The organism is Pseudomonas extremorientalis, assembly GCF_001870465.1.
Classification (GTDB): Bacteria; Pseudomonadota; Gammaproteobacteria; order Pseudomonadales; family Pseudomonadaceae; genus Aquipseudomonas; species Aquipseudomonas extremorientalis.
Map to the genome: position 1 here is coordinate 1 of NZ_MDGK01000009.1, position 24,998 is coordinate 24,998.

Annotated in this window: 25 protein-coding genes and 2 pseudogenes; 8 read left to right on the top strand and 19 right to left on the bottom strand. The window is 60.4% G+C overall.

Going from position 1 to position 24,998, the window contains the following annotated elements:
- Positions 1 to 101: 101 nt before the first annotated feature.
- Positions 102 to 599: a MarR family winged helix-turn-helix transcriptional regulator gene (locus BFN10_RS01455; protein WP_231999501.1), complete on the bottom strand. Its 498-nt coding sequence runs from the start codon at positions 597 to 599 to the stop codon at positions 102 to 104.
- A 49-nt stretch (positions 600 to 648) separates the two neighbouring features.
- Between BFN10_RS01455 and BFN10_RS01460 the strand changes: the two genes are divergently transcribed.
- Complete coding sequence (locus BFN10_RS01460) at positions 649 to 2,151, top strand: FAD-dependent oxidoreductase (protein WP_071488115.1); 1,503 nt, start codon at positions 649 to 651, stop codon at positions 2,149 to 2,151.
- Positions 2,152 to 2,294: 143 nt separating this feature from the next.
- On the opposite strand, the gene BFN10_RS01465 is transcribed toward BFN10_RS01460, so the two are convergent.
- Positions 2,295 to 2,855 carry a cysteine hydrolase family protein gene (locus BFN10_RS01465; protein WP_071488116.1) on the bottom strand — a complete coding sequence of 187 codons (561 nt, stop codon included), beginning with the start codon at positions 2,853 to 2,855 and terminating at the stop codon, positions 2,295 to 2,297.
- A gap of 162 nt (positions 2,856 to 3,017) precedes the next feature.
- Here BFN10_RS01465 and BFN10_RS01470 point away from each other — a divergent pair, with 162 nt between their 5' ends.
- Positions 3,018 to 3,545, top strand: coding sequence for a GNAT family N-acetyltransferase (locus BFN10_RS01470; RefSeq protein WP_071488117.1), 528 nt, complete (start codon positions 3,018 to 3,020; stop codon positions 3,543 to 3,545).
- Positions 3,546 to 3,554: 9 nt separating this feature from the next.
- On the opposite strand, the gene BFN10_RS28575 is transcribed toward BFN10_RS01470, so the two are convergent.
- The 3 genes from BFN10_RS28575 to BFN10_RS01485 form a co-directional block, all read right to left on the bottom strand.
- Positions 3,555 to 4,037, bottom strand: coding sequence for a GNAT family N-acetyltransferase (locus tag BFN10_RS28575; protein ID WP_083351456.1), 483 nt, complete (start codon positions 4,035 to 4,037; stop codon positions 3,555 to 3,557).
- Between the two features lie 171 nt (positions 4,038 to 4,208).
- Positions 4,209 to 5,000, bottom strand: coding sequence for a suppressor of fused domain protein (locus BFN10_RS01480; RefSeq protein WP_071488119.1), 792 nt, complete (start codon positions 4,998 to 5,000; stop codon positions 4,209 to 4,211).
- 29 nt (positions 5,001 to 5,029) lie between these two features.
- On the bottom strand, positions 5,030 to 5,662 hold the full coding sequence (locus BFN10_RS01485; RefSeq protein WP_071488120.1) for a TetR/AcrR family transcriptional regulator: 633 nt from the start codon (positions 5,660 to 5,662) through the stop codon (positions 5,030 to 5,032).
- A 111-nt stretch (positions 5,663 to 5,773) separates the two neighbouring features.
- Here BFN10_RS01485 and BFN10_RS01490 point away from each other — a divergent pair, with 111 nt between their 5' ends.
- Positions 5,774 to 6,436: an O-methyltransferase gene (locus tag BFN10_RS01490; protein WP_071488121.1), complete on the top strand. Its 663-nt coding sequence runs from the start codon at positions 5,774 to 5,776 to the stop codon at positions 6,434 to 6,436.
- Here BFN10_RS01490 and BFN10_RS01495 read toward each other — a convergent pair.
- The 3 genes and pseudogenes from BFN10_RS01495 to BFN10_RS29960 all read right to left on the bottom strand — a co-directional run.
- A complete protein-coding gene (locus tag BFN10_RS01495; RefSeq protein ID WP_071488122.1) occupies positions 6,423 to 7,043 on the bottom strand; it encodes a LysE family translocator in 621 nt (206 codons plus the stop codon). The two genes, BFN10_RS01490 and BFN10_RS01495, sit on opposite strands and share 14 nt — an antisense overlap.
- Before the next feature lie 249 nt (positions 7,044 to 7,292).
- Positions 7,293 to 8,327 (bottom strand): methyl-accepting chemotaxis protein, encoded by a 1,035-nt coding sequence (locus BFN10_RS01500; RefSeq protein WP_414860445.1) that lies wholly within the window; start codon positions 8,325 to 8,327, stop codon positions 7,293 to 7,295.
- Between the two features lie 258 nt (positions 8,328 to 8,585).
- Positions 8,586 to 8,858 (bottom strand): annotated as a pseudogene (locus BFN10_RS29960) (PAS domain-containing protein); the annotation flags it as partial.
- Positions 8,859 to 9,020: 162 nt separating this feature from the next.
- On the opposite strand from BFN10_RS29960, the gene BFN10_RS01505 reads away from it, so the two are divergent.
- The gene (locus tag BFN10_RS01505) at positions 9,021 to 11,219 is read left to right on the top strand and encodes an OsmC domain/YcaO domain-containing protein (protein ID WP_071488124.1); all 2,199 of its coding nucleotides are present in this window, start codon (positions 9,021 to 9,023) and stop codon (positions 11,217 to 11,219) included.
- Between the two features lie 95 nt (positions 11,220 to 11,314).
- Here the strand turns inward: BFN10_RS01505 and BFN10_RS01510 are convergent, their stop codons facing one another.
- The 4 genes from BFN10_RS01510 to BFN10_RS01525 form a co-directional block, all read right to left on the bottom strand.
- A complete protein-coding gene (locus BFN10_RS01510; protein WP_071488125.1) occupies positions 11,315 to 12,481 on the bottom strand; it encodes a cystathionine gamma-synthase in 1,167 nt (388 codons plus the stop codon).
- Positions 12,478 to 13,854, bottom strand: coding sequence for a pyridoxal-phosphate dependent enzyme (locus tag BFN10_RS01515; protein WP_071488126.1), 1,377 nt, complete (start codon positions 13,852 to 13,854; stop codon positions 12,478 to 12,480). Before BFN10_RS01515 ends, BFN10_RS01510 begins: the two co-directional genes overlap by 4 nt.
- A 116-nt stretch (positions 13,855 to 13,970) precedes the next feature.
- A complete protein-coding gene (dapA, locus tag BFN10_RS01520; protein WP_071488127.1) occupies positions 13,971 to 14,834 on the bottom strand; it encodes a 4-hydroxy-tetrahydrodipicolinate synthase in 864 nt (287 codons plus the stop codon).
- A 293-nt stretch (positions 14,835 to 15,127) separates the two neighbouring features.
- Positions 15,128 to 16,519, bottom strand: a complete 1,392-nt coding sequence (locus BFN10_RS01525) for a hypothetical protein (RefSeq protein WP_071488128.1) — start codon at positions 16,517 to 16,519, stop codon at positions 15,128 to 15,130.
- Between the two features lie 207 nt (positions 16,520 to 16,726).
- On the opposite strand from BFN10_RS01525, the gene BFN10_RS01530 reads away from it, so the two are divergent.
- Positions 16,727 to 17,623, top strand: a complete 897-nt coding sequence (locus tag BFN10_RS01530; protein WP_071488129.1) for an SGNH/GDSL hydrolase family protein — start codon at positions 16,727 to 16,729, stop codon at positions 17,621 to 17,623.
- Here BFN10_RS01530 and BFN10_RS01535 read toward each other — a convergent pair.
- The 4 genes from BFN10_RS01535 to BFN10_RS01550 form a co-directional block, all read right to left on the bottom strand.
- Positions 17,620 to 18,102, bottom strand: a complete 483-nt coding sequence (locus tag BFN10_RS01535; protein WP_071488130.1) for a VOC family protein — start codon at positions 18,100 to 18,102, stop codon at positions 17,620 to 17,622. The two genes, BFN10_RS01530 and BFN10_RS01535, sit on opposite strands and share 4 nt — an antisense overlap.
- Before the next feature lie 34 nt (positions 18,103 to 18,136).
- Complete coding sequence (locus BFN10_RS01540; RefSeq protein WP_071488131.1) at positions 18,137 to 18,529, bottom strand: ester cyclase; 393 nt, start codon at positions 18,527 to 18,529, stop codon at positions 18,137 to 18,139.
- A gap of 3 nt (positions 18,530 to 18,532) precedes the next feature.
- Positions 18,533 to 19,153, bottom strand: coding sequence for a LysE family translocator (locus tag BFN10_RS01545; protein ID WP_071488132.1), 621 nt, complete (start codon positions 19,151 to 19,153; stop codon positions 18,533 to 18,535).
- A 109-nt stretch (positions 19,154 to 19,262) separates the two neighbouring features.
- Complete coding sequence (locus tag BFN10_RS01550) at positions 19,263 to 19,562, bottom strand: hypothetical protein (protein WP_071488133.1); 300 nt, start codon at positions 19,560 to 19,562, stop codon at positions 19,263 to 19,265.
- A 345-nt stretch (positions 19,563 to 19,907) separates the two neighbouring features.
- Between BFN10_RS01550 and BFN10_RS29615 the strand changes: the two are divergent.
- Positions 19,908 to 21,013, top strand: a pseudogene (locus tag BFN10_RS29615) (Y-family DNA polymerase); the annotation flags it as partial.
- A gap of 162 nt (positions 21,014 to 21,175) precedes the next feature.
- Positions 21,176 to 21,613, top strand: coding sequence for a hypothetical protein (locus BFN10_RS01560; protein ID WP_231999500.1), 438 nt, complete (start codon positions 21,176 to 21,178; stop codon positions 21,611 to 21,613).
- Positions 21,614 to 21,778: 165 nt separating this feature from the next.
- On the opposite strand, the gene BFN10_RS01565 is transcribed toward BFN10_RS01560, so the two are convergent.
- A complete protein-coding gene (locus tag BFN10_RS01565; RefSeq protein ID WP_071488135.1) occupies positions 21,779 to 22,681 on the bottom strand; it encodes an alpha/beta fold hydrolase in 903 nt (300 codons plus the stop codon).
- A 237-nt stretch (positions 22,682 to 22,918) separates the two neighbouring features.
- Between BFN10_RS01565 and BFN10_RS01570 the strand changes: the two genes are divergently transcribed.
- Positions 22,919 to 23,269: a hypothetical protein gene (locus tag BFN10_RS01570; protein ID WP_071488136.1), complete on the top strand. Its 351-nt coding sequence runs from the start codon at positions 22,919 to 22,921 to the stop codon at positions 23,267 to 23,269.
- Positions 23,270 to 23,389: 120 nt separating this feature from the next.
- On the opposite strand, the gene BFN10_RS01575 is transcribed toward BFN10_RS01570, so the two are convergent.
- Both BFN10_RS01575 and hchA read right to left on the bottom strand, forming a co-directional pair.
- Positions 23,390 to 24,109, bottom strand: a complete 720-nt coding sequence (locus BFN10_RS01575; protein WP_071488137.1) for a PA1136 family autoinducer-binding transcriptional regulator — start codon at positions 24,107 to 24,109, stop codon at positions 23,390 to 23,392.
- Positions 24,106 to 24,984 carry a glyoxalase III HchA gene (gene hchA, locus BFN10_RS01580; RefSeq protein WP_071488138.1) on the bottom strand — a complete coding sequence of 293 codons (879 nt, stop codon included), beginning with the start codon at positions 24,982 to 24,984 and terminating at the stop codon, positions 24,106 to 24,108. The genes BFN10_RS01575 and hchA overlap by 4 nt, the downstream gene beginning before the upstream one ends.
- Positions 24,985 to 24,998 lie beyond the last annotated feature (14 nt).

The window sequence follows — 24,998 nt, forward strand, 5'->3', positions numbered from 1 at the left end:
GGTCTACCTGAAACAGCGATGTGGCCCTGAGAGAGGGGGCCGCTTCGCGCCCCAACGCGGGGCAAGCCCGCTCGCCACAGCAAACCTGCAGATGGATGGCTTCAGGAAATACCCTTCGTCGCACGCACGGAATCCTCCTTGATGTCCTCGGCAAACTTGCGCATCAGTCGCACCAGGTTGTCGAAATCGCCTTCCTCCCAGGTGGAGAAGATCGACATACCGATCCTTTCCCGCGCGTCATCGACGCGGTCGGTCATGGCCTTGCCTTTCTCGGTGATCACCGACTCGCGCACACGGCGGTCGAGTGCGCTTGCCTGGCGCGTAACCAGCCCCTGGCTTTCCAGCTTCGCCACCTGCCGGCTCACCGTGGTGTAGTCGCGGCCCACGCGGTCGGCGAGTTCGACCACGCCAATCGGCCCCAGGCGCTCGACCAGCACCAGCAACGGAAACAGGGCGCGGTCCAGGGAAATCCCGGCTTCGCGCACCATTGCTTCGTCGCGCTGAGGGCGGTTCATCACCCCTACGATCTCGACCAACGAGCCATGCAGGTCACGCAGCTGGGCGGATATATGTGCCTTTTGCACGCTTTTAATTGACACGGTGTTGGCCTCTCTTAATATGTGCGTATTGCACATATAGGTGATCCATATGAAAGCGCAATTGGCTGTCGATGTACTGATTTGCGGTGCCGGTGCCGCCGGCCTGACCCTGGCGATCGACCTGGCGAGAAGGGGCATCAGCTTCCGCCTGATCGAAAAAAACCACCAGCCATTCCAGGGCTCACGTGGCAAGGGTATCCAGCCCAGGTCCCAGGAAGTCTTCGAGGACCTGGGGATTCTCGACCGTTTGATGGCGGTGGGTGGAGTCTATCCGACTGACCGGCGCTACCGCGACGATGGCAGCTACAGCGATGCCGAATTCACTGCATCCAAGGCGCCGACACCGGCCGAGCCCTACCGGCAACCCTTGATGGTGCCGCAGTTTCTGACGGAACAGGTGATGCGCGAGCGCCTGCTTGAACTGGGCCACTGGCCTGAGTTCGGTTGTGAGCTGGTCGGCTTCGAACAGGATGCCGATGGCGTCACCGCCAGGCTGGCCGGCCAGGGCGGTGAAGAAAGCCTGCGTGCCCGCTGGCTGGTGGGGGCTGATGGTGGTCGCAGCTTTGTCCGGCATGCGCTGGCTATCGGCTTCCCCGGCAAGACCCTGGGCGTGCGCGCCCTGGTGGCGGATGGGGTGCTTACCGGCCTGACGCGTGAGGCCTGGCATCGCTTTGGCGAAGGGGATATGCAACGCCAGATTGCGATCTGTCCGCTGGCTGGCACCGACCTGTTCCAGCTTCAGGGGCCGATCCCGGCCGAGGGCGACATCGACTTCAGCGCCGAAGGGCTCACCGCACTGATCGCCCAACGCACCGGTCGCGCCGATGTCCAGGTGCACAGCGTGAGCTGGTCATCGGCCTACACCATGAATGCACGCCTGGCCGATCACTACTGCCTGCGCCGGGTGCTGCTGGTGGGTGACGCCGCGCATATCCACCCGCCCACCGGGGGCCAGGGCCTCAACACCAGTGTGCAGGACGCCTACAACCTCGGCTGGAAGCTGGCAGCGGTGGTGCAGGGCGCCCCCGAGGCTTTACTCGATACCTATGAAGAAGAGCGCCGGCCGGTGGCCGCCTCCGTGCTCGGTTTGTCCACCAGATTGCTGGGAGAAATGCAGCACGGCGAACTGCGCCGGGGCAGGGAAGTTCATCAACTGGACATCGGCTACCCCGAGTCCTCACTGGCGTTGCAGCACCCCGTGCGTAGCGGCATTGCAGCGGGCGACCGGGCGCCGGACGCGCCGGTCCGAGGTGCCGCCGGGCAGGCGCTGCGGCTGTTCCATCTGTTCCAGGGCACGCACTGGACACTGCTGGGGTATGACGTCACGCGTGATTCAGTGCCCGCTTGGCCGGGCGTGCAGGTCCATATCGTTGGGCCTGAGGGAGATGTGATTGACGAGCAAGGTCAGTTTCAACGTGCCTACCAACTGGCGATTGGCGAGTGGGTGCTGGTGCGGCCTGATGGGTATATCGGCGCGATTGTAACGTCCGGGCAACGAGAGGAACTGGAGGCCTATCTGTTGGTTCACGCCGGGATAAGCCCGTCGGCCTGATAACTCTGGATCAGTTCGTCATATAAACTGATATCGAGGCGCGTGCGGGCCGTTTTATGACTGGACGCATGCGCTGCCACATGCCGAAAGCGAGCATGGAGACCTGCGCAAGGCGATTCGCTTGCCGGTCTGATGCGTCATGCTCACAACCTATCCAGGATTTCAGTGGTCTCTACAACCTTGGCATAGTCCATCGCCAGATTGCTCAGCGACAGCGCATGCACATCCTCGGCCGGCCACAGGCGCCCGGACAAATCGGTCTGGTCGAAGGTGTAGCAGGCGTCGGCAACCACCGCCACCTCAAAACCCAGGTTGCCGCCCGAACGTGCCGTGGACTCGACCGAGTTGTTGGTGATCACGCCGACGATCACCAGTTGGCGGATCCCACGCACATGCAGCCAGCGCTCCAGCCCCGTGGCCGTGAAAGCATCCGGGACGTTCTTTTCCACCACGTGCTCATGCGCCAGCGGTTGCAGGGTCGGCTGGAACTCGCAACCCGGTTGGCCCGGCCAGAACACCGAGTCGGGCGAGCGGGATATGTGGCGGATGTGCACCACCGTGCGGTTGGACTGCCGCCACGCCTGCAGCAAGCGCTGTATCTGCGCTTCGGCGCCGGGGTTGTTGCGTCGCCCAAGCTTCGGCTGGTTCATGCCTTGCTGCATGTCGATGATCAGCAGTGCGGCATTGCTGGCTAACGGTGGCATGGTGCATCCCTTTGCTCGTGAGGCTCGCAACATATCAGCCAACCTGGGCGCCCAGACAGCGATTTGTTCGAAGCCGGATAGCCCCGTCGCCACCCGGCGAATACAAACGGTCATGAGGCTTGGGTTTACTGGAAGACCATTGCTCGAAAAAGGAATACCGGCATGATCCGCAAGGCATTACCCGACGACGCAAGGGCCATTGCCCAGGTGCATATCAGCAGTTGGCAGGACGCCTACCGTGACCTGATGCCGGCCGAGTATTTGAGCGGGTTGCAAGCGACCCTGGCGCAGCGTGAATCCTTCTGGATGCGCTCGATTGAGTCGGACGAGCCCAAGGTTTGGGTCGCGGAGGTGGACGGGCAGGTGGTCGGTTGGATATCGGTCGGTGCCAGCCGTGACGAGGAGGCTGCGGGTGCCAACACCGGTGAGGTCATGGCCATCTATGTGTTGGCCGGGTACTGGCAAACAGGCGTGGGGCTGGCGTTGTGGAAGGCCGGTGTTGAGTATCTGAGCGAGCAGGGCCATCAGGGCCTGACACTTTGGGTGTTGAGCCGTAATGAACGAGCTATACGGTTTTATCGCCGGGCGGGCTGTGTCGCAGACCCTGGCACTGAGCGCAACCTGGTGAGAGGCGGTGCAACACTCGAGGAAGTCAGGTATCGGTTGGCCTTTTCTGCACAACAGGGTTGACACATCCAGCTAGCAAGCTGGGCCAACCCCCGGAACGCTCTGACGAACATAATAATTGTCGAATTCACTGCTTTCGACGAATTGGAAGCCATGGCGGATATAAAAGCGATTCGAAGCGCTGTCTTTGAGAGCTCCAACTCTAATAGGGAGCGCAACCGCATCCGCTACTTTAAAAATCTGAGTGAGAACAACAGAGCCTATACCTGATCCTTGCGCGCTCGGTCTCACATACAAGTGGTCGAGCAAGAGTTCATTGTGGTGATGCTTGACCACTACAAAACCAACCTTCTCTCCAAGTACCTCGATGTAGTGTGTGTTGCGAGCTTCAAAACCGCTAAGAAACCGCTCTCGCGCGCGAACCGGATCAAATCGCCCGACACGCTCCAGACTTTCACGCATAGCCTCAATTCGAATGGCTACGAGATTGTCCAGGTCGTCTTGTTGAGCTGGGACCAGAATGACTGGGGAATTTAGATCGGGTGTGACGGGCATATTTTGCGCTCTATTTACCACCATGGAAGGCCAGTATGGAGAGCCTGATGTGTGGTTCCCAAGTCAGCCTCACTGAATTGCCCCTGATTTCCCGGCGGCATCCGACAGGCTCCGTGTGGCCGTTTTATGCCTGTCGCGAGAGGCAGCTATTTCCGCCCCCCATGAAAACACCTAAACCAAACTTTCCCGACCAACACAACTCACATGCCCAACCCCCGCCGCCTGCAACCGTGCCACCAGATCCTCCCGCGCTGCGCGCCCACCTTCACGCACATATTCAAGCTCCGCCGCCGTGATCAACACCACCGGCACCAGTTGCACCGGTGAGAGCGGCATGTCGTCGAGGCGGGTAGGGAAGTCCGGGGCGGGTCCGCCCAGCAGGACGCCGGTGGCGTCGTCTGCGGTGACGAACAAGTTGGGCAACTGATCGCTCATCAGGTGCGACTGGCTGAAACCGGGCAGCTCCAGGGAGAGGACGCCATGACTTTCCAGTTGCTGGGTGATGCCGCCGGCGTTGGCGACGGTTTTGGCGACGTGTTCGAGCAGTTCGAATGCCCAGCTATGGCGTAGCGGGTCGACGTGTCCGAGGTTGCCGCGGGCATTTTCGGGGATGTCGGGGGTTTCCAGGAACAGTTCCATTTCGAAGCCATTGCCGAGGCCTTCGGCATCGTCGAACGGGTCGGATAACCCTTCGGTTGCCAGCACGATGCTGTTGGCGCGGCGTACCACGCGGTAGGCCTGGCGCGTGGACGGCCAGTAAGGGCCGCCGGTGAAGCTAGGGCTGATCAGGTAGGCTAGGACGTCTTGTTCGACGGTGCCCACAGACTGCCAGTGACGGTCCAGGCATTCGGCGCTGGCCAGGCGTGCGGCCAGGTTGGCGCTGTCGGGGTCGGGCGAATCCACTTCAACCACTGGGGTATCGATTGTTTTTGACGAGCCGAACAGTTTCTTGAAGAAATTCATGGGCAGTCCTTTGCTGGAGGGAGAGCGCTTCAGGGATGGTTCAGCGCATTCACATAAGCGCGAAACATATCAGCCATCCCCTCGGCATACACAGCGATTTCTTGCGCCGTGCGTGGGCTGCAAGAAAAATCCTTACCCACCGAACTGAGCGTTGTGAGAATCAAGTCGCAGGCCAGCGCGCGCGTCTGCTCGGAGACCTGAGGCAGTAACTCCAGCATGAATGCGTCGAAAGTCTCCCGGCTCGCCGCCCTGACTTCCAGCGCTTCCGGTGCATCGCGATAGAGCGGCGCCGCATCGCTCAATGCCCCGCGCATCTGCGCTTCCTCGCATTCCGACTGGATAAAGGCATGCACCAACGTGCGCAGGCGATCCAGCGGCGCTTCATCGTGTTTCTCCAGGATGTTGCGCAGCATCCGGGTGGTCTGTTGCCACTCATCACTTTGCAAACGGAACAGAATCGCCGCTTTGTTGGGGAAGTATTGGTACACCGACCCTACGCTCACGCCGGCCTTTTCAGCGACCCGAGCGGTGGTGAAACGGGTGGCGCCTTCCTTGGCCAAAACCTGAACAGCCGCTTCGAGAATCGCCGCCACCAGCTCGGTGGAACGCGCCTGTTGTGGCTGTTTGCGCGTGGAAATACACGGGGGCTGACGGCGGGTCATACGGGGCTCCGTAAGCAGGGCGAATGCGAATAGCGAAGGATGGGAATCACTCGCATACTTTTAATGCGACGAATGAGTCGCATCTTAGCCCCAACCCTACGGAAATCCATTATGTCGAGTCTGACCACTGCGCCTTTGGCGCCCCTGATCGAACGTCTTTATACCCAAGCCAGCGCCGCTACCAGCCCCTTGGTGAACTCGGTATCCAAGGAGGAACGCGATCGGCTGATGCGCAGCAAGACAGAATACGTGGCGCTGTATTCGCTGCTCAAGGACCTGTGGCTGCCGGTCTCGCGGGACACCGGCAAGCTGCTCTACCTGCTGGCGCGCAGCAGCAAGGCGCGGGCGATTGTGGAGTTTGGCACGTCGTTCGGCCTGTCCACCTTGCACCTGGCCGCTGCGCTGCGTGACAACGGCGGCGGTGTGCTGATCGGCAGCGAATTCGAAGCCTCGAAGATTGCCCTGGCGCGTGAGCACTTCATCGAAGGCGGGGTGAGTGACTTGATCCATATCCGCGAAGGCGACGCACTGGTCACCCTGGCCAGCGACCTGCCGGACAGTGTGGACTTGCTGCTGCTGGACGGCGCCAAGACGCTGTATGGCGACGTGCTGGGCCTGGTGGAAAAGCACCTGCGCCCCGGCGCGCTGGTGGTGGCGGACAACACCGATTACTGCCCTGAATACCTGGCCCACGTACGCGCCCCGGAGAACGGCTACGTGTCTGTACCGTTTGCCGATGACATCGAACTGTCCATACGGCTCAGCGCCTGCTGAATGCCAACCGCGCTGCAAACACTATGAAGATCATTCCAGTGGTGCGGTCCATCCACTGGATGACCTTTTCCCGGCGCAGGAAACCGGACAGCGGCTGCGTGGCACCCATCAACACCAGTGACCACACCAGGCCGAGCAGCACATGGATGCCCACCAGGCCGAACGTCCACAGGATCAACGGCTGGCCCTGGGGGGTGAACTGCGGCAGGAACGACACATAGAAAATCCCCACCTTGGGGTTGAGCACATTGCCCAGCATGCCCTTGATAAACCAGTTGCCGGCCGGCTTGCCCTGCACCTCGGCGCTGGCCAGTGAGCGGCGCGGACGCAGTAGCATGTTCAACCCCAGCCAGGCCAGGTACGCGGCGCCGCAGTACTTGAGCAGGTTGAAGGCGACTTCCGACACAGCGATCAGTGCGCCCAGACCGAAGGCAACCGCTGCGCCCCACAGCAGGCAGCCGGCGTTGATGCCCAGCGTAGCTTGCAGCGCCTGGCGCTTGCCTTCCACCGTCGCCGTCCTGAGCACCAGGGCTGTATCGAGGCCGGGTGTGAGCGTGAGCAGGGTGGCGGCGAAGGTGAAGGCGAGGAGGTTATCCGTGATGGACATGGGCGGGCTTCGTGATTGGGTGGAGGTGAACCCAAGCATACTATGTTGTAGTGAAGGAGATTGTTGTGGCGAGCGGGCTTGCCCCGCGTTGGGCTGCGCAGCAGCCCCATCAATGAGAGCTGCGATGTGTCAGGTATTCCTCAGTGTCTGGTTTTGGGGCTGCTATGCAGCCCAACGCGGGGCAAGCCCGCTCGCCACAGGTCACCGGCTAGCCACAACAAACCGGCTAGCCAGGCGTTCAGCGAAGGCTCAGCGGTTGAACCGCTCCACCAACGCATACTGGGTGGACGCAGTGTTCGTCAGTTCCTTGCTCAGGTCCGTGGATTGACGGGCCTGGGTCGACGTCTGGTCGGCCAGTTCGGCGATGGTGGTGATGTTGCGGCTGATCTCTTCGGCTACCGTGCTCTGTTCCTCGGTGGCGGCAGCGATCTGGGTAGTCATGTCGGTGATATGCGACACCGCCTCGCTGATGCCCACCAGGGCCTGGTCGGCTTCGAGTACCCAGGCCACGCCTTCCTGGGCCTGGCGTTGACCGTTCTCCATGCTTTGCACGGCGTTGTTGGACGACGCCTGCAGTTGGGTAATCAGCCCGTGGATCTGGGTGGTGGATTGGGACGTGCGCTGTGCCAGTTGGCGCACTTCATCGGCGACTACGGCAAAGCCACGGCCTTGCTCACCGGCCCGCGCGGCTTCGATGGCGGCGTTGAGGGCCAGCAGATTGGTCTGGTCGGCAATGGCCTTGATCACGTCCACCACGCTGCCGATTTCGTCGCTGTCCCGCGCCAGTTGCGCTACGGTCGCGCCGGTTTCGCTGACCACGCTGGACAAACGTTCGATGGCCTCACGGGTGTCCCGTGCCACTTCACGGCCGCGCCCGGTCAGCACATTGGCTTGCTGGGTGGCATCCGCCGTGCGCTGGACGTGGCTGGCGACTTCCTGGGTAGTGGCGGCCATTTGGTTGACGGCGGCCGAGACCTGTTCGGTTTCGACGCGCTGGCGGTCCAGGCCCTTGGAGCTGGCGGTGGCCAACTGATCGGATTGCCCGGCCAGGGCGCTCAATTGTTCGGCACTGTCCTGCAGGCGCGTGAGGCAGGTTTTCAGGCGCGCGGCCTGGCTTTGGAACGCAGTTTCCAGGCGCGCCTGTGGTCCGCTGGCGTCGCTGTACATCTGGGCGATCAAGGCGTCCGAAGTCGAGGGTTCTACGCCCTGCAGCAGGCGCAGTGTGCTGCCTTGGCGCCAGCGTGAGCAGAGCACGCCCACCGGCACCGCGACGGCGACGGCCACGGCAATTGCGAGCGGCGCGTCGAAGAACAGACCGGCGAGGCTGCCGGCCACTGCGGTGGCCACGTAAGGCACGCAACCGAGTGCGGCCGGCAGCCAGGCGTCCTGGCGCGGGACGGCCGGTTTGCCTTGGCTGATCCGTTGATACAGGGCCTGGGCCCGGCGGATTTCATCGGCCGTGGGCTTGACCCGCACCGACTCGAAACCGACGACCTGGCTGCCATCGAAGATCGGCGTGACGTAGGCGTTGACCCAATAGTGATCGCCGTTTTTCGAGCGGTTCTTGACGATGCCCATCCACGGCAGGCCTTGCTTGAGTGCACCCCACATGTGCGCAAACACGGCGGGCGGCACATCCGGATGGCGCACGATGTTCTGCGGCGCGCCGATCAGGTCGGCGCGTTCAAAGCCGCTGATGTCGACAAAGGCGTCGTTGCAGTAAGTGATGACCCCTCGGACATCCGTGGCGGAGATGAGTTTTTGCGAAGGCGCGAGGGAAATCTCACGCTGTGTTACGGGCTGGTTATTGCGCATTCCGACTACTCCCTGGTTGCCCTCAGTCCATCGGCGCCAAACGCAAAAAGGTTAATCCACATTGGCCAATTCGCCAGCCATTGGTCAAAAGCCTGAAACTTCGCGGTGAAACACCTCATAATGGCGGCCATTTTTGTTTAGCCGTTATTCTGGTGTGCCCCCATGGAAATCAAGGTCAACTTTCTCGACAACCTCCGGCTTGAAGCCAAGTTCGATGACTTCACGGTGATTGCCGACCAGCCCATTCGCTACAAAGGCGATGGCTCGGCACCGGGGCCGTTCGATTACTTCCTGGCGTCGTCAGCGCTGTGCGCGGCGTACTTCGTGAAGTTGTACTGCCAGACGCGCAATATCCCCACCGACAATATTCGCCTGTCGCAGAACAACATCGTCGACCCGGAAAACCGCTACAACCAGATCTTCAAGATCCAGGTCGAGTTGCCGGCGGATATCTCCGAGAAGGACCGCCAGGGCATTTTGCGTTCCATCGACCGCTGCACCGTCAAGAAAGTGGTACAGGCCGGGCCTGAGTTTGTCATCGAAGAAGTCGAGAACCTCGACGCCGATGCCCAGGCGTTGCTGATGCCGAATTCGACTTCCGAGGGCGGCACCTATATCGCCGGCAAAGACCTGCCGCTGGAACAGACCATCGCCAACATGTCCGGCATCCTCGCAGGCCTTGGCATGAAGATCGAGATCGCGTCGTGGCGCAATATCGTGCCCAACGTCTGGTCGTTGCACATCCGCGATGCGCATTCGCCGATGTGCTTCACCAACGGCAAGGGTGCGACGAAGGAGGGCGCCCTGGCGTCGGCCTTGGGCGAGTTCATCGAGCGGCTCAACTGCAATTTCTTCTACAACGATCAGTTCTGGGGCGAGGAACTGGCCAACGCACCGTTCGTGCATTACCCGGATGAGCGCTGGTTCCAGCCAGGCCCCAACGACGAGCTGCCGAGCGAGATCCTCGATGCCTACTGCCTGAAAATCTACAACCGCGACGGCGAACTGCGCGGTTCGCACCTGTTCGATACCAACTCCGGCAATGAACAACGCGGCATTGTTTCGCTGCCGTTCGTGCGCCAGTCGGATGGCGAAGTGGTGTACTTCCCGTCCAACCTGATCGAGAACCTCTACCTCAGCAACGGCATGAGCGCCGGCAACACCCTGGCCGAAGCCCAGGTGCAGTGCCTGTCGGAGATCTTCGAGCGTGCCGTGAAGCGTGAAATCATCGAAGGCGAGTTCGCCTTGCCGGACGTACCGGCGCAGGTGCTGGCCAAGTACCCCGGCATCCTCGCCGGCATCCAGGGCCTTGAAGCCCAGGGGTTCCCGGTGTTGGTCAAAGACGCCTCCCTGGGCGGCGAATTCCCGGTGATGTGCGTGACCCTGATGAACCCGCGCACCGGCGGCGTGTTTGCGTCCTTCGGCGCCCACCCAAGCCTGGAAGTGGCCCTGGAGCGCAGCCTTACCGAACTGCTGCAAGGCCGCAGCTTCGAAGGCCTGAACGACTTGCCGCAGCCGACCTTCGAAGGCCAGGCGGTGACCGAACCCAACAACTTTGTCGAGCACTTCATCGACTCCAGCGGCGTCGTGTCGTGGCGCTTCTTCAGTGCCCAGTCGGATTACGAATTCGTCGAGTGGGACTTCACTGGCGAAGGCGCAGACTCGAATGCCCAGGAAGCCGCGACCCTGTTCGGCATTCTCGAAGGCATGGGCAAAGAGTCCTACATGGCCGTGTACGAACACCTCGGCGCCACCGCCTGCCGCATCCTCGTGCCGGACTACTCGGAAATCTACCCGGTGGATGACCTGATCTGGGACAACACCAACAAGGCGCTGTTTTTCCGCGAGGACATCCTCAACCTGCACCGCCTCGACGAGGAAGAATTGCAGGCGTTGGTCGAGCGCCTGATCGAAAGCGAGCTGGACGACTACACGGATATCACCACCCTGATCGGCATCGAATTCGACGACAACACCGCCTGGGGCCAACTGACCATCCTGGAACTGAAACTGCTGATCTTCCTGGCCTTGCAACAATATGAAGAGGCCAAGGAGTGCGTGGAGATGTTCCTGCAATACAACGACAACACCGTCGAGCGCGGCCTGTTCTACCAGGCGATGAATGCGGTGCTGGAGATGGAACTGGACGACGACCTGGAACTGGCCGACTACGAAGCCAACTTCCGCCGCATGTTTGGCGATGAGCGGATGGATGCGGTGATTGGCTCGGTGAAGGGCGATGTGCGTTTTTATGGCCTGACGCCGACCAGCATGAAGCTGGAAGGGTTGGACCGGCATCTGCGCTTGATCGACAGCTACAAGAAGCTGCATGCGGCGCGGGCCAAGGTCGCCTTGGCCTGACGCCTATCTGGCTTGCTGTGCTGAGCAGGTGTGCTGTGGTGAGCGGGCCTGTTGTGGCGAGCGGGCTGCTCGCCACATAGATCAAGGCAAGCTGTTTATATGAGCGCCAGGGCCTGCGCCAGGTCCGCGCGCAGATCCTCCACATCCTCAACCCCCACCGACAACCGCACCAACCCATCGCCAATTCCCAGTTGCGCCCGCGTCGCCGCCGGGATGCTGGCGTGGGTCATGATCGCCGGGTGTTCGATCAGGCTTTCCACACCACCCAGGCTTTCGGCCAGGGCGAAGATCCTGACGTTTTCCAGGAAGCGCCTGGCGCCGGCCAGGTCGCTGTTCAGGTCGATTGAAATCATCCCGCCAAACCCCCGCATCTGTTTGCGCGCCAGTTCATGCTGCGGGTGGGACGCGAGGCCCGGGTAGTAAACCCGCGCCACTTGCGGCTGTTGTTCCAGCCAGGTGGCCAGGTCGAGGGCGTTGCTGCAATGGCGCTCCATGCGCAGGGCCAGGGTTTTCACGCCACGCAGGGTGAGGAAGGCGTCGAAGGGCCCGGCAATGGCGCCGACCGAGTTCTGCAAAAAGCCCAGGCGTTCGGCCAGTTCGGGGTTGTCGCCGACGATGGCAATGCCGCCGATCACATCGGAATGGCCGTTGAGGTATTTGGTGGTGGAGTGCACCACCACATCAAAGCCCAGCTCCAGCGGGCGCTGGATCCACGGGCTGGCGAAGGTGTTGTCGGCCACGCAGATGATCCCGCGAGCGCGGCAGATGCGTGCGATGGCGCTGAGGTCGGTGAGGCTCAGCAGCGGGTTGCTCGGGGTTTCGACCCAGACCATGCGCGTGTCGTCCTGCAGACTCGCTTCAAAGGCCGACAGGTCACTCAGGTCGACAAAGCTGAAGCGGTGCCCGGCGCTGCGTTGGCGCACCTTGTCGAACAGGCGGAAGGTGCCGCCGTACAAATCATTGCCGGACACGACATGGGCGCCGGCGTCCAGCAACTCCAACACCGTCGAAATCGCCGCCAGCCCGGAGGCAAAGGCAAACGCCTGGCTGCCGCCTTCCAGGTCGGCCACGCAGCGTTCCAGGGCAAACCGCGTAGGGTTGTGGGAGCGACCATAGTCAAAGCCCTTGTGCACGCCGGGGCTGTCTTGCAGGTAGGTGGAGTTGGCATAGATCGGCGGCATCAGCGCGCCGGTGGTTGGGTCGGGAGATTGCCCGGCATGGATCACGCGGGTGGCAAACGCACTTTTATCGGACTGACTCATGCAAGGGATCTCCGTAGGTGGTTGAGCAGGTCGACGCGGGTGATCAGGCCATGGAAGCCCGACGCGTCGGCAATGATGGCGACCAGGCCGCGATCTAGCTCGGCTTGCAACTGCGCGAGGCTGGCGCTGGGGGCCAGGGTTTGCAGGGACGTGGTCATGGCGCTGGCGACGTTCAGGGTGAAGTGGCTGGCGTCCTGGTGCAGGCCGAGCAGGATATCGGATTCGTCGATCACACCGACCAGTTGCTGGCCGTCCACCAGTACCGGTAGTTGCGAGACATCCGCCAGGCGCATGCGCTGGAACGCGGTGAGCAGGGTGTCGTCGGGGCTCACGCTGATCACGCGGCCGTCCTCGAAGCGCCGCGCAATCAGGTCGCGCAGGTCACCGTAGTGTTTGTAGTGCAACAGGCCGGCGTCGGTCATCCATTGGTCGTTGTAGACCTTCGACAGGTATCGCGTGCCGGTGTCGCAGACAAAGGTGACCACACGCTTGGGCGTGCTCTGTTCGCGGCAATAACGCAGGGCGGCGGCGAGCAGAGTGCCGGTGGAGGAACCGCCGAGAATGCCCTCGGCCTTGAGCAACTGCCGGGCGTGATCGAAGCTTTCCTCATCGCTGATGGAATAGGCGTGTCGCACGCTGGACAGGTCGGCAATCGACGGGATGAAGTCTTCGCCGATGCCTTCTACCGCCCAGGAGCCTGGCTTTTCCAGCTTGCCGCTGCGGCTGTACTCGGCCATCACCGAACCCACCGGGTCGGCAAGCACCATGTGCAGTGCCGGTTGCACGCGCTTGAAGAAGCGCGTCAGGCCGGTGAGGGTGCCGGCCGAGCCGACGCCCACCACGATCGCATCCACATCGTGCTGGGTTTGTGCCCAGATCTCCGGCGCGGTGCTGGTTTCGTGGGCCAGGGGGTTGGCGGGGTTGTTGAACTGGTCGGCGAAGAACGAATCCGGAATATCCCTGGCCAGGCGTGCGGCCACGTCCTGGTAATACTCGGGATGGCCCTTGCCCACATCGGAGCGGGTGATATGCACCTCCGCGCCCATGGCCTTGAGGTGCAGTACTTTTTCCGTTGACATCTTGTCGGGCACCACCAGTACCACCCGATAGCCCTTGGCCCGGCCGACCAGCGCCAGGCCCAGGCCGGTGTTGCCGGCGGTGGCTTCGATGATGGTGCCACCGGGGCGCAGGCGGCCATCGCGTTCGGCGGCGTCGATCATGGCCAGGCCGATGCGGTCCTTGATGGAGCCACCGGGGTTCTGGGATTCGAGTTTGAGAAACAGCGTGCAAGGGCCGGTATCGAACCGGCTGACCCGAACCAGCGGCGTGTTGCCGATCAGTTCGAGCACGGCGGGGCGGGGCAGCGTGGGCATGTCGTCACCTGAATACGGATGGGTTGGACAGCAAAAGGCAAAGCCTGGGTTCGACGATAGGCCGGGATCGGTCCGGTCGCAACCGGACGGTCCGCTCGTTGTCTGTTTTTGGCGCATTAGCCGAGCAGGTTCTGCACCTGCCGCAAACGGGCGACAACTGCCACGCTGGTTGCCTGCATCGGTGCGCGCAACTCGCTGCCGATCAAGCCTTGCAGGGCCAGGGCGGCTTTCACCGGTGCCGGGTTGGGCTCCATGAACAGCGTGTTGATCAGCGGCACCAACTGCATGAACGTTGCCCGCGCGTCGGCCAACTGGTTGTCGCGGACTTGCTGGCACAGCGCCACGAACTGTTCCGTGTTGACGTGCGCCGAGGCTGCAATCGCGCCCGTCGCGCCCAGGCACAGCGCGTTGAAGATCTGCAGGTCTTCGCCACACAACACATCCACCTCACCGCTGGCCAGCAGTGCGAGGGTATTGTCCAGGTTGCCGCCACAGTCCTTGATCGCCACGATGCGTTCGTGGGCGACGATGTTGAGCAAGGTGGCCTGCTCGAACATGGCGCCGGTGCGGTAGGGAATGTCGTACAGAATGATCGGTACGCTGGAGGCATCGGCCACGGTGCGGAAGAACGCTTCCAGGCCGGCCTGGGACGGGCGGATGTAACTCGGCGCCGGTACCAAAAGCCCAGCCACCGGGCGTTGCAGGATTTCACGCTGAAAGTGCAGCAGCTCAATCTGGTTATAGCCCGCCAGGCCCATCACTACGCGGTGCGCCGGCACCCATTGCAACACCGCATCGAGCACCGCCAATTGTTCCTGCCGACTCAGCGACGCCGCTTCGCCGGTGGTGGTGCACACCATGATCCCGGCCACGTGTTTTTCCAGCAGGTGGTTGACCAGGCGGTGCAGGCCAATGAAATCAATGGCGCCGTCATGGAACGGCGTGACCACGGGAACCCAGATACCTTGAAACGATGACATGCACTTTCTCCTGATGATTGACCGCTTGAGTCACCGTCAGAAGGGCAGGGGCAATTGTGCAAGGGAGAGTAGACCGTCGCGCTCAATGTCCTGTCAGCTCATCTGACGGGACAGCGCGCCCCGGTCACATGAGCGACTGTTTCTTCGATTTGAGGGCGTGCGCAACGCAACCTTGCGCCTTGGCAATCAAGCCAATGACGGAACGGTTAACGGAAGGCATTGCGGACATAAGCTGACACACCCTGAGCAAGGCCTCCATCTTCATGGAATATTGCAGAGTGTGTCAACGGGGCTTATTCGAATTTATCGATACGCGAGTCAGAGTAGAAAAACTCGTTCTTGTCGGTGCTCGATTCAAAGAAGTAGGCGTAGTCGGTCAGGAAGTACAGGTGGTTGACGCGCTTGTACTTGTCGTCGTCGGTTCGGCAGGACAATGCCTTGGCGCTGCCCGCCAGTTTCGCGTTGAGTTCGCTGGCCGGCAGTTCACGCTCGACCTGGCAACGGTTGGTCTGCGTGTTGGTGCTGCTGCCGATCAGGCTGTTGAGGCTGGAGCGTACGGTGGTGTAGGTGACGGTCTCGCCCACGGGCAGGGCCTTCCAGTTACCGGTGAAGCTCAGTTGGGTCAGGGTCGAGCTTTCCGCCATGCCCGAACCGCCGTAGGTGGCTTTGGACACCAGGTGGAACAGGTTGCGCCAGCTCACGGCCTGGCTCTCATAGCCGTCGCCACGGGTGGCCAGGGCCAACTGGCCGCTTGGTGTGTCCTGGCTGATGAACTGCGTGCTTTGGTTATCGCTGGTCTTGCCACGGTAGTTGCTGGTGCCCACGAACTGGACGTATTTGAACGAGCGGGTGGGCTTGTCCAGGTTCAACTGGGTGATGGCCGCCAGCACCGCCGGTTGCACCGAGGTCAGGGCAATGGTGGCCGGCGCTTTCATGCGCGGTTTGAACGCGGGCAGTGCGGCGATCTTTTCCGGGCTGACGCAGACTTTGTTGAACAGCAATTCGTAGTCGGCATTGCTGCCAGCGATGTTCTGCGGCGTAGGGAAACTGTCGACCCGGCCGTCGCTGACGCGGTTGTTGGCATCCATGTCGTAGCCGGCCAACTGCTTGTAGGTGCCGCCTTTGCACGACACCGCAAAGTGCTCGCGTTTTTGCGCGTACGGGGCGTTGTAGGGCAGGTCGTTGAGCACCGTCGGGTTATCGAAGGCGGCCCAGAAGCGCGTTTCGCCGTTGACGTTCTTGATACTGTTGGCGTCGATCAGCACCTGGTTGTCGCGCTCGTTGGTCTGTACCAGGCGCCAGTCGGGCTTCGGTGTTTCGGCGCAGGCACGGACGAAGGTCTGGTTGGCGGCCAGGGTTGCACGCAACTGCGGCGACAAGCTGCGGGGCGAACTGTAGCGGCCGGCACTGGCGGGGTAGACCCGTTGCGAACCATCCAGGTACAGCAGGTGCAGTTGCGGCGAGGAACAGGCGGCCTCAACTTGCAACGTGCGGCGCAGGGCGCCCGGATCGCCAGGCATCAACAGCTCGAAGCTGAGCACGTCGCCTTCGCGCACGATGCTGTTTTCCACCAGGGGTTGGGCGAGGGCGCCGGCGAGCATGGTTTCGACCTGGGTTTTCTGGGTGGCACAACCGGCCAGGGTGGCGATGCCACCGATCAGCAAAAGCGGAGTGATAAAACGCACGAGAGCCTCGTTGAGTCCATTCGGGATGTCAGGGTGACGGCGGGTGACGCGGAAACTTTAACGGGATGTTGCAGGCGCCAAGCCTAACCAGCCGGGTGGTCGCTGTACAGCCGTGATGTGGCCGCCGCTGGATATGTGCGCGTCGCAATCGTTCCTGTGTGGTTGCCGCCAACCGGTAGTCTGTGCAGACATTCCGGGAGAAACGCAATGATCCGACGTGCGTGTTTGGCCGCTCTGCTGAGCCTGTCCGCCTCGACCGCCTTTGGCGCCTCGACCTACGATCACCTGTATGCCTTCGGTGACAGCTATTCCGACAACGGCGCGGGCGAAGCGCTCACCACACAGCTCGCCGCACAGAACATAAAGGACGCCCAGGCGTTGCCTGGGCCGCTGTACTGGAAGGGGCGCTGGAGCAACGGCCCGACCGCCGTCGAGGGCCTGGCCCAGGCTCTGCACACACCGCTGACCGACTACGCGGTGGGCGGCGCCAAAAGTGGCCACGGCAATTACTACGCCTGGATAATGCCTTCCCAGGACACCGGCGTCCTGGGGCAGGTCGCCGAGCACTTGCAGGCTGCCAAGTCCCACAAGGCCGACCCCAAGGCGCTGTACTTCATCTTCATCTCGGCCAATGACTTTTTCGAGTGGGCCGACTTCTCCCACTCGCAAACCCTTGAGGCACTGAGCGAATCGAGCCTGGCGAATATCCGCAAAGCCACTGAGCAACTGGTGGCAGCGGGTGCCCGGCATGTGATGGTGGTGGGTACCACAGACCTCAGCCATGTGCCTGCGGTGGTGCAGGGCAACCAAGTCGACAATGCGAAGAAATACCAGCAGTTGCTCGCGCAGAAACTCCCGGCCGTGCTGGCGCAGATCGGTACCGCGAAGGTCAGCTACTTCGACCACCTTGCTTTCAGCGACACACTGCGCGCCAACCCGACAGCCCATGGTTTCACCGACCTCGATACGCCGTGCCAGGCTACTTATCCGGAGGCTGAACCGGTGTGCGCCAACCCCGACGCGCATTATTACTGGGACGAATGGCACCCCACCCGCAAGGTCCATGCCCTGGCGGCCAACGCCATGCTGGATGCCCTGCCTTAGCCCGCCGCTATCGCCGCCTCAATCGTCGCGATGTCGATCTTTCTCATGGTCATCATCGCGTCAAAGGCGCGCTTTGCCGTCGCCGGGTCGGGGTGGGTCACCGCATCGGTCAGCACGCGTGGGGTGATCTGCCACGACAGCCCCCACTTGTCCTTGCACCAGCCGCAGGCGCTTTCCTGGCCGCCGTTGCCGACGATGGCATTCCAGTAACGGTCGGTTTCGGCCTGGTCATCGGTGGCCACCTGGAACGAAAACGCCTCGGTATGCGAGAAGATCGGCCCGCCGTTGAGGCCAATGCAGGGGATGCCCAAGACGGTGAAGTCCACGGTCAATACATCGCCCTGTTTGCCGGACGGATAATCGCCGGGCGCCAGGTGCACGGCATTCACCCGGCTGTCCGGAAAGGTCAGGGCATAGAAGGTCGCGGCCTCAAGGGCGGTGCCGTTGTACCAGAGGCAGAGCGTGTTTTTGTGGGGCATGATCGGTCTCCACGTGAGAATGGCGCTGTGGAGTTTAGCCGCCCAGTTGTTGCGCGATGGTCGCTTTGTCGATCACCGACCAGACGTGGGCGAACGTGCCGTCGACCACCTCATAGAACACATTTTCGTCGAACGTCACCTGGCGTCCATTGATCGGCAACCCGAAGAACTCGCCCCTGGGCGTGACCTTGAAGTTCAGGCGACTGGCCACGGTCGGCGGGTCGGCCACCAGCAGCTGGATGCGGAACACCAGGTCCGGTATCTCGCGAAAATCCCGCTCCAGCATGGCGCGGTAGCCGGCGAGGCCGACGACTTCGCCGTTGTAGGTCACGTCCGGGTGCACGAAGTCACCCAAGTGCTCCCAATCCTGACGGTTCAGACAGTCGATATAGCCTTGGTAAAAGGCAGCGAGTTCGTCGCGAGTCATCGTTCAGGCCCTGCGCGCCATCAACAACACCGACGCCGCCGCCGACAACAACCCGGCGCAGCAGCGATTGAAGATCCGCTTGCCCCGAGGCTCGGCAAACCAGCGCCGCATATGCAGGCCCATATAGGCGTACGCACTGATGGCGATCCACTCCAGTCCCAGGAACAGCGCGCCCAGCAGCGCGAACTGCGGCGTGATCGGCTCGCCGGGCACCACGAATTGCGGCAGGAAGGCCGTGAAGATCAGGATCGCCTTCGGATTGCCCGCCGCCACTAAAAATTCCTGCCGTGCCAGTGCCCACAAACCGACCTTGGCCGTACCTGCCTGCGCCTCGGCCTCGGGATTCGCGCGCCACAACTGCAACGCCAGATACAACAGATACGCCGCTCCCAGAATCTTGATCCCGTAGAACAACAGCTCCGACGTCTGCAGCACCACCGCCAAGCCTGCAGAGGCGAGGGCTATCATGCCGGCAAAGGCCAGCAGGCGACCGATACCGGCAAGGCATGAGGTGCGATAGCCATAGCGAGTGGCATTGCTCACGGACAGCAGGTTGTTCGGGCCCGGCGCCATGTTCAGGGCGAAGCAGGCGGGGAGGAAAAGGGCGAGGGTGGCGAGGTCCATGGCAGCTCCGGGTTCGCGGCGGACGGGGAGGTGTGAGGATAAGGGGGAGTGGGGTGGTTGGACAATGTGCGCGTGGGGGCTGCGATGGCACCCACGCGTGTGAGCCGACTTAGCTTTGGCTTGCAGGTACTTCGTCAGTGGTACAAACCTCAGCCCGTAAGCGTTGCCCAATGATATCCATCAGGTCGCAGCCATCTCGCAAGGGGATAGCCAGCAACTGCGCGAAGTCAGAAAGCACGACGGAATCAGCTTCCAACTCGCTGCGAAAGGCAATGTTTTCCAACACCTGAGTGACGGTGCGAATGCGGTAATCTGCCATCGCTTGCAGTACATCGAGCGGCGCTTCTGAGTCAATGAACAGAGAGGCTGGGACCAGATCGATTCCAGTGAGAGGGATGTAACGTTCCATTTTGAAAACTCCGATAAGTGCAGTCATTAACCGTCACTTAATCGTCGCCAAACGATAGGGTGACAGCTGTACGCAGGTTGGCGAACCGGTATCGGAAAACCCGGCAGACCCGAAGGTCTCCCGCGCACAGCCGCCATTGAGACAACTTTGCAGGTGTGCAACAGCCTCTACAAAAGAGCGCAGTGCTTTTGCATCCGATAGTCAGGTCGCCAAACCTGATCGCCATGTGGGCGACGGGGCGGACTATAAGCGGCATTGGCTTTTGGGGGCAACTGGAAGGTTGTAAGAGTATGGTGGCGCACAAAGCCGCACATAGGGTCATATTGTCCAGGACTGCTTAGTCTAGAGCGGTATTTCCAGATCAAGCACAAGCTCAAGCAGCACGGCATTGTCCCGTTCTCCTCCAACTATGCGCTGTACGGCGACATGAGCGAACGCGTGATGAGCCTGATCGAGGCGATGGTGCCGGCGGTTGAGGTGTACAGCATCGACGAGGCGTCCGCCGACCTGACTGGTATTGGTGAGTTGGATGCCTTAGGCCGGCAGATTCGTGCCCAGGTGCTTCGCTGCACGGGTATCCCTGTCGGTGTTGGTATCGCTCACACAAAGACTCTGGCGAAGCTGGCAAACCACACCGCGAAGCGCCTGCAATCCCAAACCGGTGGGGTGGTCAACATCACCGATCCGGTTAAGCGTGACTGGGTGCTACGCAATACGGACGTGGCGGAAGTGTGGGGTGTCGGTCGAAAGATGAAACTCCATCTTGATGCCATGGGTATCAAGTCGGCTATGGACCTGGCTAAGGCCGATCCTTGGACGCTCCGTAAGAAGTTCAGCATTGTGATCGAGAAGACTGCCAGGGAGTTGGGCGGCACGCCTTGCCTGGAACTGGATGAGCCGGATCCTCCAAAGCAGGAGATCTGCTGCAGCCGCATGTTCGGCATGAGGCTGACAGAGCTGCCGCCAATAAGAGAGGCGGTGGCCACCTACATGATGCGTGCCTCTGAGAAGCTCCGCGCTCAGAAATCGCTGTGTAAGAAGGTACGCGTGTGCATTCGAACTGGCATGTTCAATCCGGAGGAGGCGAAGTATGCCAATGGGGTGGTGGTGGATATGCCATATCCCACTGATGACGTGCGGCTGCTTACTCAAGCGGCGCTGGGTGCGCTTGATCGGATATTTCGACTAGGTTTAAGTACAGCAAGGTTGAGGTGATGTTGCTGAACCTCTGCCAGCCTGGAGAGTACACCGATGATTTGTTTGCTATATCACAGCCGGCGGAGGCGACTCGGGTGATGACGGTCATGGACCAGATCAATGAGCGATGGGGTAGGGGAACGTTGCGCTCGGCTTGTGTGCCGGCAGATTCTGATTGGGGCATGCGCCGCGATATGATGAGTCAGAGTTATACGACGAAGCTCGATCAGCTTTGGTCCGTCGCCTGTAGGTAGCGACAGCTTTCGGACAGAAGCGGACGTAATGGCGTTTGTGTAGTATCTGCCTCTCTTCCCACCTGTATGAGGTGCCCGATGTCTAGCCGACACTCCCCATCCCCTACAAGAGCTGCCCTAGACCTGCAAAACGCACGTTCGCTTTTGGGAAAGCGGCTGAGCGTGCTGCTGCACTATCAGTACTATTTCAACGACGAGAAAGATCTGGGATACGTAGGTTCTCTAGAGTGGCGTTTTGGCGAGCGAGAAGTTTTATCCATGTATCTCTTGAGTGATGGCGATAGAGTAGGCGCGGACTTGTTGCCTTCTGATACGCCGGTTTCCTTCGAGATAGAGCCGAACGTGACCTGCTCCTGGAATAGGGAAAACCTACTTGCAGGTCTATCAGCAACCCACCTCGAGAACACAAAAATTTGCGCAGTTGAGGGAATTCTTGACTCTCTCAACGGGCAAGAGCCTTGGCTGGCCGGATTCAGAGTTACGTTCGAGACCGGAGACTCATTGATCTACCTTAACCAGGGCGACGACGCCGTCGTATTGATTAATGCGCTACCGCCAGTAAGTGTAGGCCTCGAAACCCGCTTCGTTACCTCAATTTAATGACAGCTATAGGGCGATTACGACAGGCAGCCTTTGGCCGTTTCCTCCCCCTCACAACCGGCAGCAGTCGGCCAAAAGCGGACGGTCAGTGACACGCAAGCACGGTAACGAATTCACTTCCCCGTTTGCGGCGATTCGTCACTGTTGCAATCCCCATACTGCCGCTCACTGGTTTAGGAACTCGATGACAGCAGCGGCGAACAGTTCTGACTGATCGAGCATGATGAAGTGAAAACTTCCGTCAATGCGCCGGAAGCTGATGTTTGGGGTCGAAACATAGGCGTTACGGTACATTGCATCAACGTTGGACGCATCGATACCGTAAAGCGGGTCGTAGGCATAGACAACCTCGACCGGCGCCTTGATGCGTCCAAGCTCAGGCCGTAGGTCAGTGACCATCAGTTCGTACATGGCATCGGCTACGGTCTTTCGGTCCGAGCTCATCCCCGCTGCAGCCAAGCTTGGCCTGAACGCTTCAGTTTTGACGAGTCGGGCGATGGACGCATGCTGCATGGCTTCGGCCTGCTCAGGTGTTGCCGCTATCATCGCATCGCGCGTCGCAGCTGCATGCGGGATAGCCGCTTCACTGGTCGCAGAGGGGGCGATCAGCAACGTATAAAAAGGCAGAGCATCGACAATCATCAGGCGTCCAACCTGGTCGGGATGACGAGCGCCAAGCATCAATGCCACCTCACCACCCAACGAATGACCGATGATGTCCGGCGCCTCGAGGCGCTGGCTGCGGATATATTCAGCAATCGCCTCGGCTGTGGGCGCTGCTACTTTCCTGTCTGGATCGGATACGGCAGGCGAACCGGCAAAGCCAGCTACCTGTACGAGATGGAGACGGTGGGTCTGTCGTAATCTGGATGCCAAATCAGCCCATACTTCGTAGGACGAAGCCAATCCTGGAATCAATACAATGTCAGGTCCCGAGCCTTCGACCAGCACGGAGATATGCCCCTGTTTGACCGTTACTGGTGACAGGGACACAGACAGGGCAGGTGATGCTGTCACCAGCGACAAAGTGGCGCCGATCACGCCGACGAGTGAGCTCAAGGGGTTCATAGCCATTCCTTTGACCGAAAAAAATGTTTGCACTACATAACATAACGGCACACGGAGGCGCGGGAAAACTATGCCCGCCTGCAATCCTTAGCGTCAGCTCCGGGTCGCTCGTTGCCATTCATGACTGCTCTCGCCCTCAAGCGAAGACCTGCAAGCCAATGACTGATCGACAACATTCGCATACCTCCTCTCGCAGGTATCATGAGTCACACGCACGGGATGGAGTAAAGAAAGCGCATGAGCTACGACATCATCATCTTAAAGCCGATGGGGCCTGGCACTGATGATTTGGCAAACGTCGATGAAGTGCTTGAAATCGGGGATGAAGCATCGGTCCTCAGATCTCTGGCGCAGGTGTTTCCTGGGTGTATTCAAGGGATATTCGCAAAGGATGAGTCATTCACGGTTGAAGGAAGCCATTCAGGAAAACCGGTGACGTCCATCCATTTATCACTCAGATTCGGCACAGATTGGTCCGACTCATCCTTCAATGTTTTTCTGGCGCTTCTGTCAGAGCTTTGCGACTCCCTTCAGACTCACGCATTTTCGGTATCTGACAACACCCTGGTTACCGCGCCCAGCGACTAGGCGTTGATACACACGAATGTCCGCTTTGGCTGCTTTCGGCCAATAGCCGACATTCAGATCAGCCGATTAAGGAAATTACTCGGAGGTCCAAACCGTCCACTACTCGATCTCGCCGCGTTGTTAACCATCGATTTCGCCGTTACGGATGGCCATCCTGATGGCTTGTGCCGTCGTCGTCACGCCTAGACGTCGGCGCGCTGAGCGCAGGTGATTTTCAACCGTACGCTCCGACAAACCGAGAGTTGCTGCAATATCCGCTTGCCGTCTTCCTGCAGCCGTCCATTCCAGGACTTTGCGCTCTCGCGGGGAAAGGCTTCTTAACGCTTCGTCCAGTGGAGCCTCAAGCAACCGCCGAGCTGCGAAAAAAGCGGCCGTCGCAACTAGGCTGAGTCCCAAGCGAACCCGCGCGCTTCCATCCACCGGCTCCCCCCCCAAGCTCATCGCGCCCTCAAGCCCTTGCGGGCCGAAAACTGGCACCTGTAACCCCTGAATCCCTGGTTCACCTGGAGAACGAATCACCCGGTAACGCTCTTCTCCCTTGACTTGCTCTTTCTGCCAGAAGAAGGATTGCCGAGCATTAAGAAGGTGGCGAGTTACCGGACAATGTCGAACATAAGTCTCGGCATCCACCGCTTGACCGTTATCGAACCAATTGCCTTCGACCCAGTAGATATGCTCAACCACTTCTTCACTTGCCGTCGATGCAGAAAACAGCACGAATCGATCATAGCCGTAGGGTGTGGCGAAACCCCTGACGGCTTTCTTGATTGATTCGAGCGTTCGCGCCGACTCTATCTCCAGAGCAGCTCGCATCGCCGTTTCGGCCGGCCATTCGCTCACTCCGATGCGACCTCTTTCAACAATGCTTGAGCTGCCAACTTGCCCAGATTATTGCCTGCCAATGGGCTGTCGCCGGTCAGCAGCTTGCGGTCTTGGAGCGTTGCACCTGAAATATCCTGATTGACGATCTCAACTCCCAGGGCTTTCAATTGCTCACCAAATTTCCAGGTCAGATGCCCAGGCATATAACCGATGTCGGGCGTCTTTGCGTCGAGACTGTCTGGAAATGCGCAGATCTTGTAGCCGTTGAAAATGTAGGTGTTCCTCGACTCGCCAATGCCCGCCGCGAGCATTGCTGCTGGGCCGTGACATAGGGAAATCACAAATTTGTCGTTGGTGATTGCCCAATGCAATGCCGCTTTCACGTCGGCACTCTCCGGCAATCCAATCAGCGCGCCGTGCCCGCCAGGTATAAAAACGCCGATGTAATCCGAATCCTCTCCCAGAGCCTTTTCGACCACATCGGAAAGCTTCAAGGGTGTTTTGAACTGTTCGCGGTATTTGGCGTAGAAATTCTTTACCTCGGTATCTTCGGAAGGCATGGCCCAGAACTCGAACTTCACCGGATTGCCTGACAGAGTCGCAACGTCGAACGCGAAACCGGCTTTGTGGAGGTGGTACATGGGTAGCAACGTCTCGACCGGGTGATTACCGGTGGAAAACATGGTGCCGTTATCGGTCAGTAAATAGCGCTCGTCGGCGCCGATCAGCAAAATCTTCCAGCGGCCCCCTTGGTAAGGATTAGGGTAATCCGCGTCACTCAAATCAGATTTTGGCGAGGTAAATTGGCTTAGCGAGTATGGAGAGGGGAAAAAGGCATTGTCCTCCGCCCGATCCGGAGTAGGGCGCTTGTCGTCACTCTGCAAGGTAGTCATGGTTTTCTCCTACG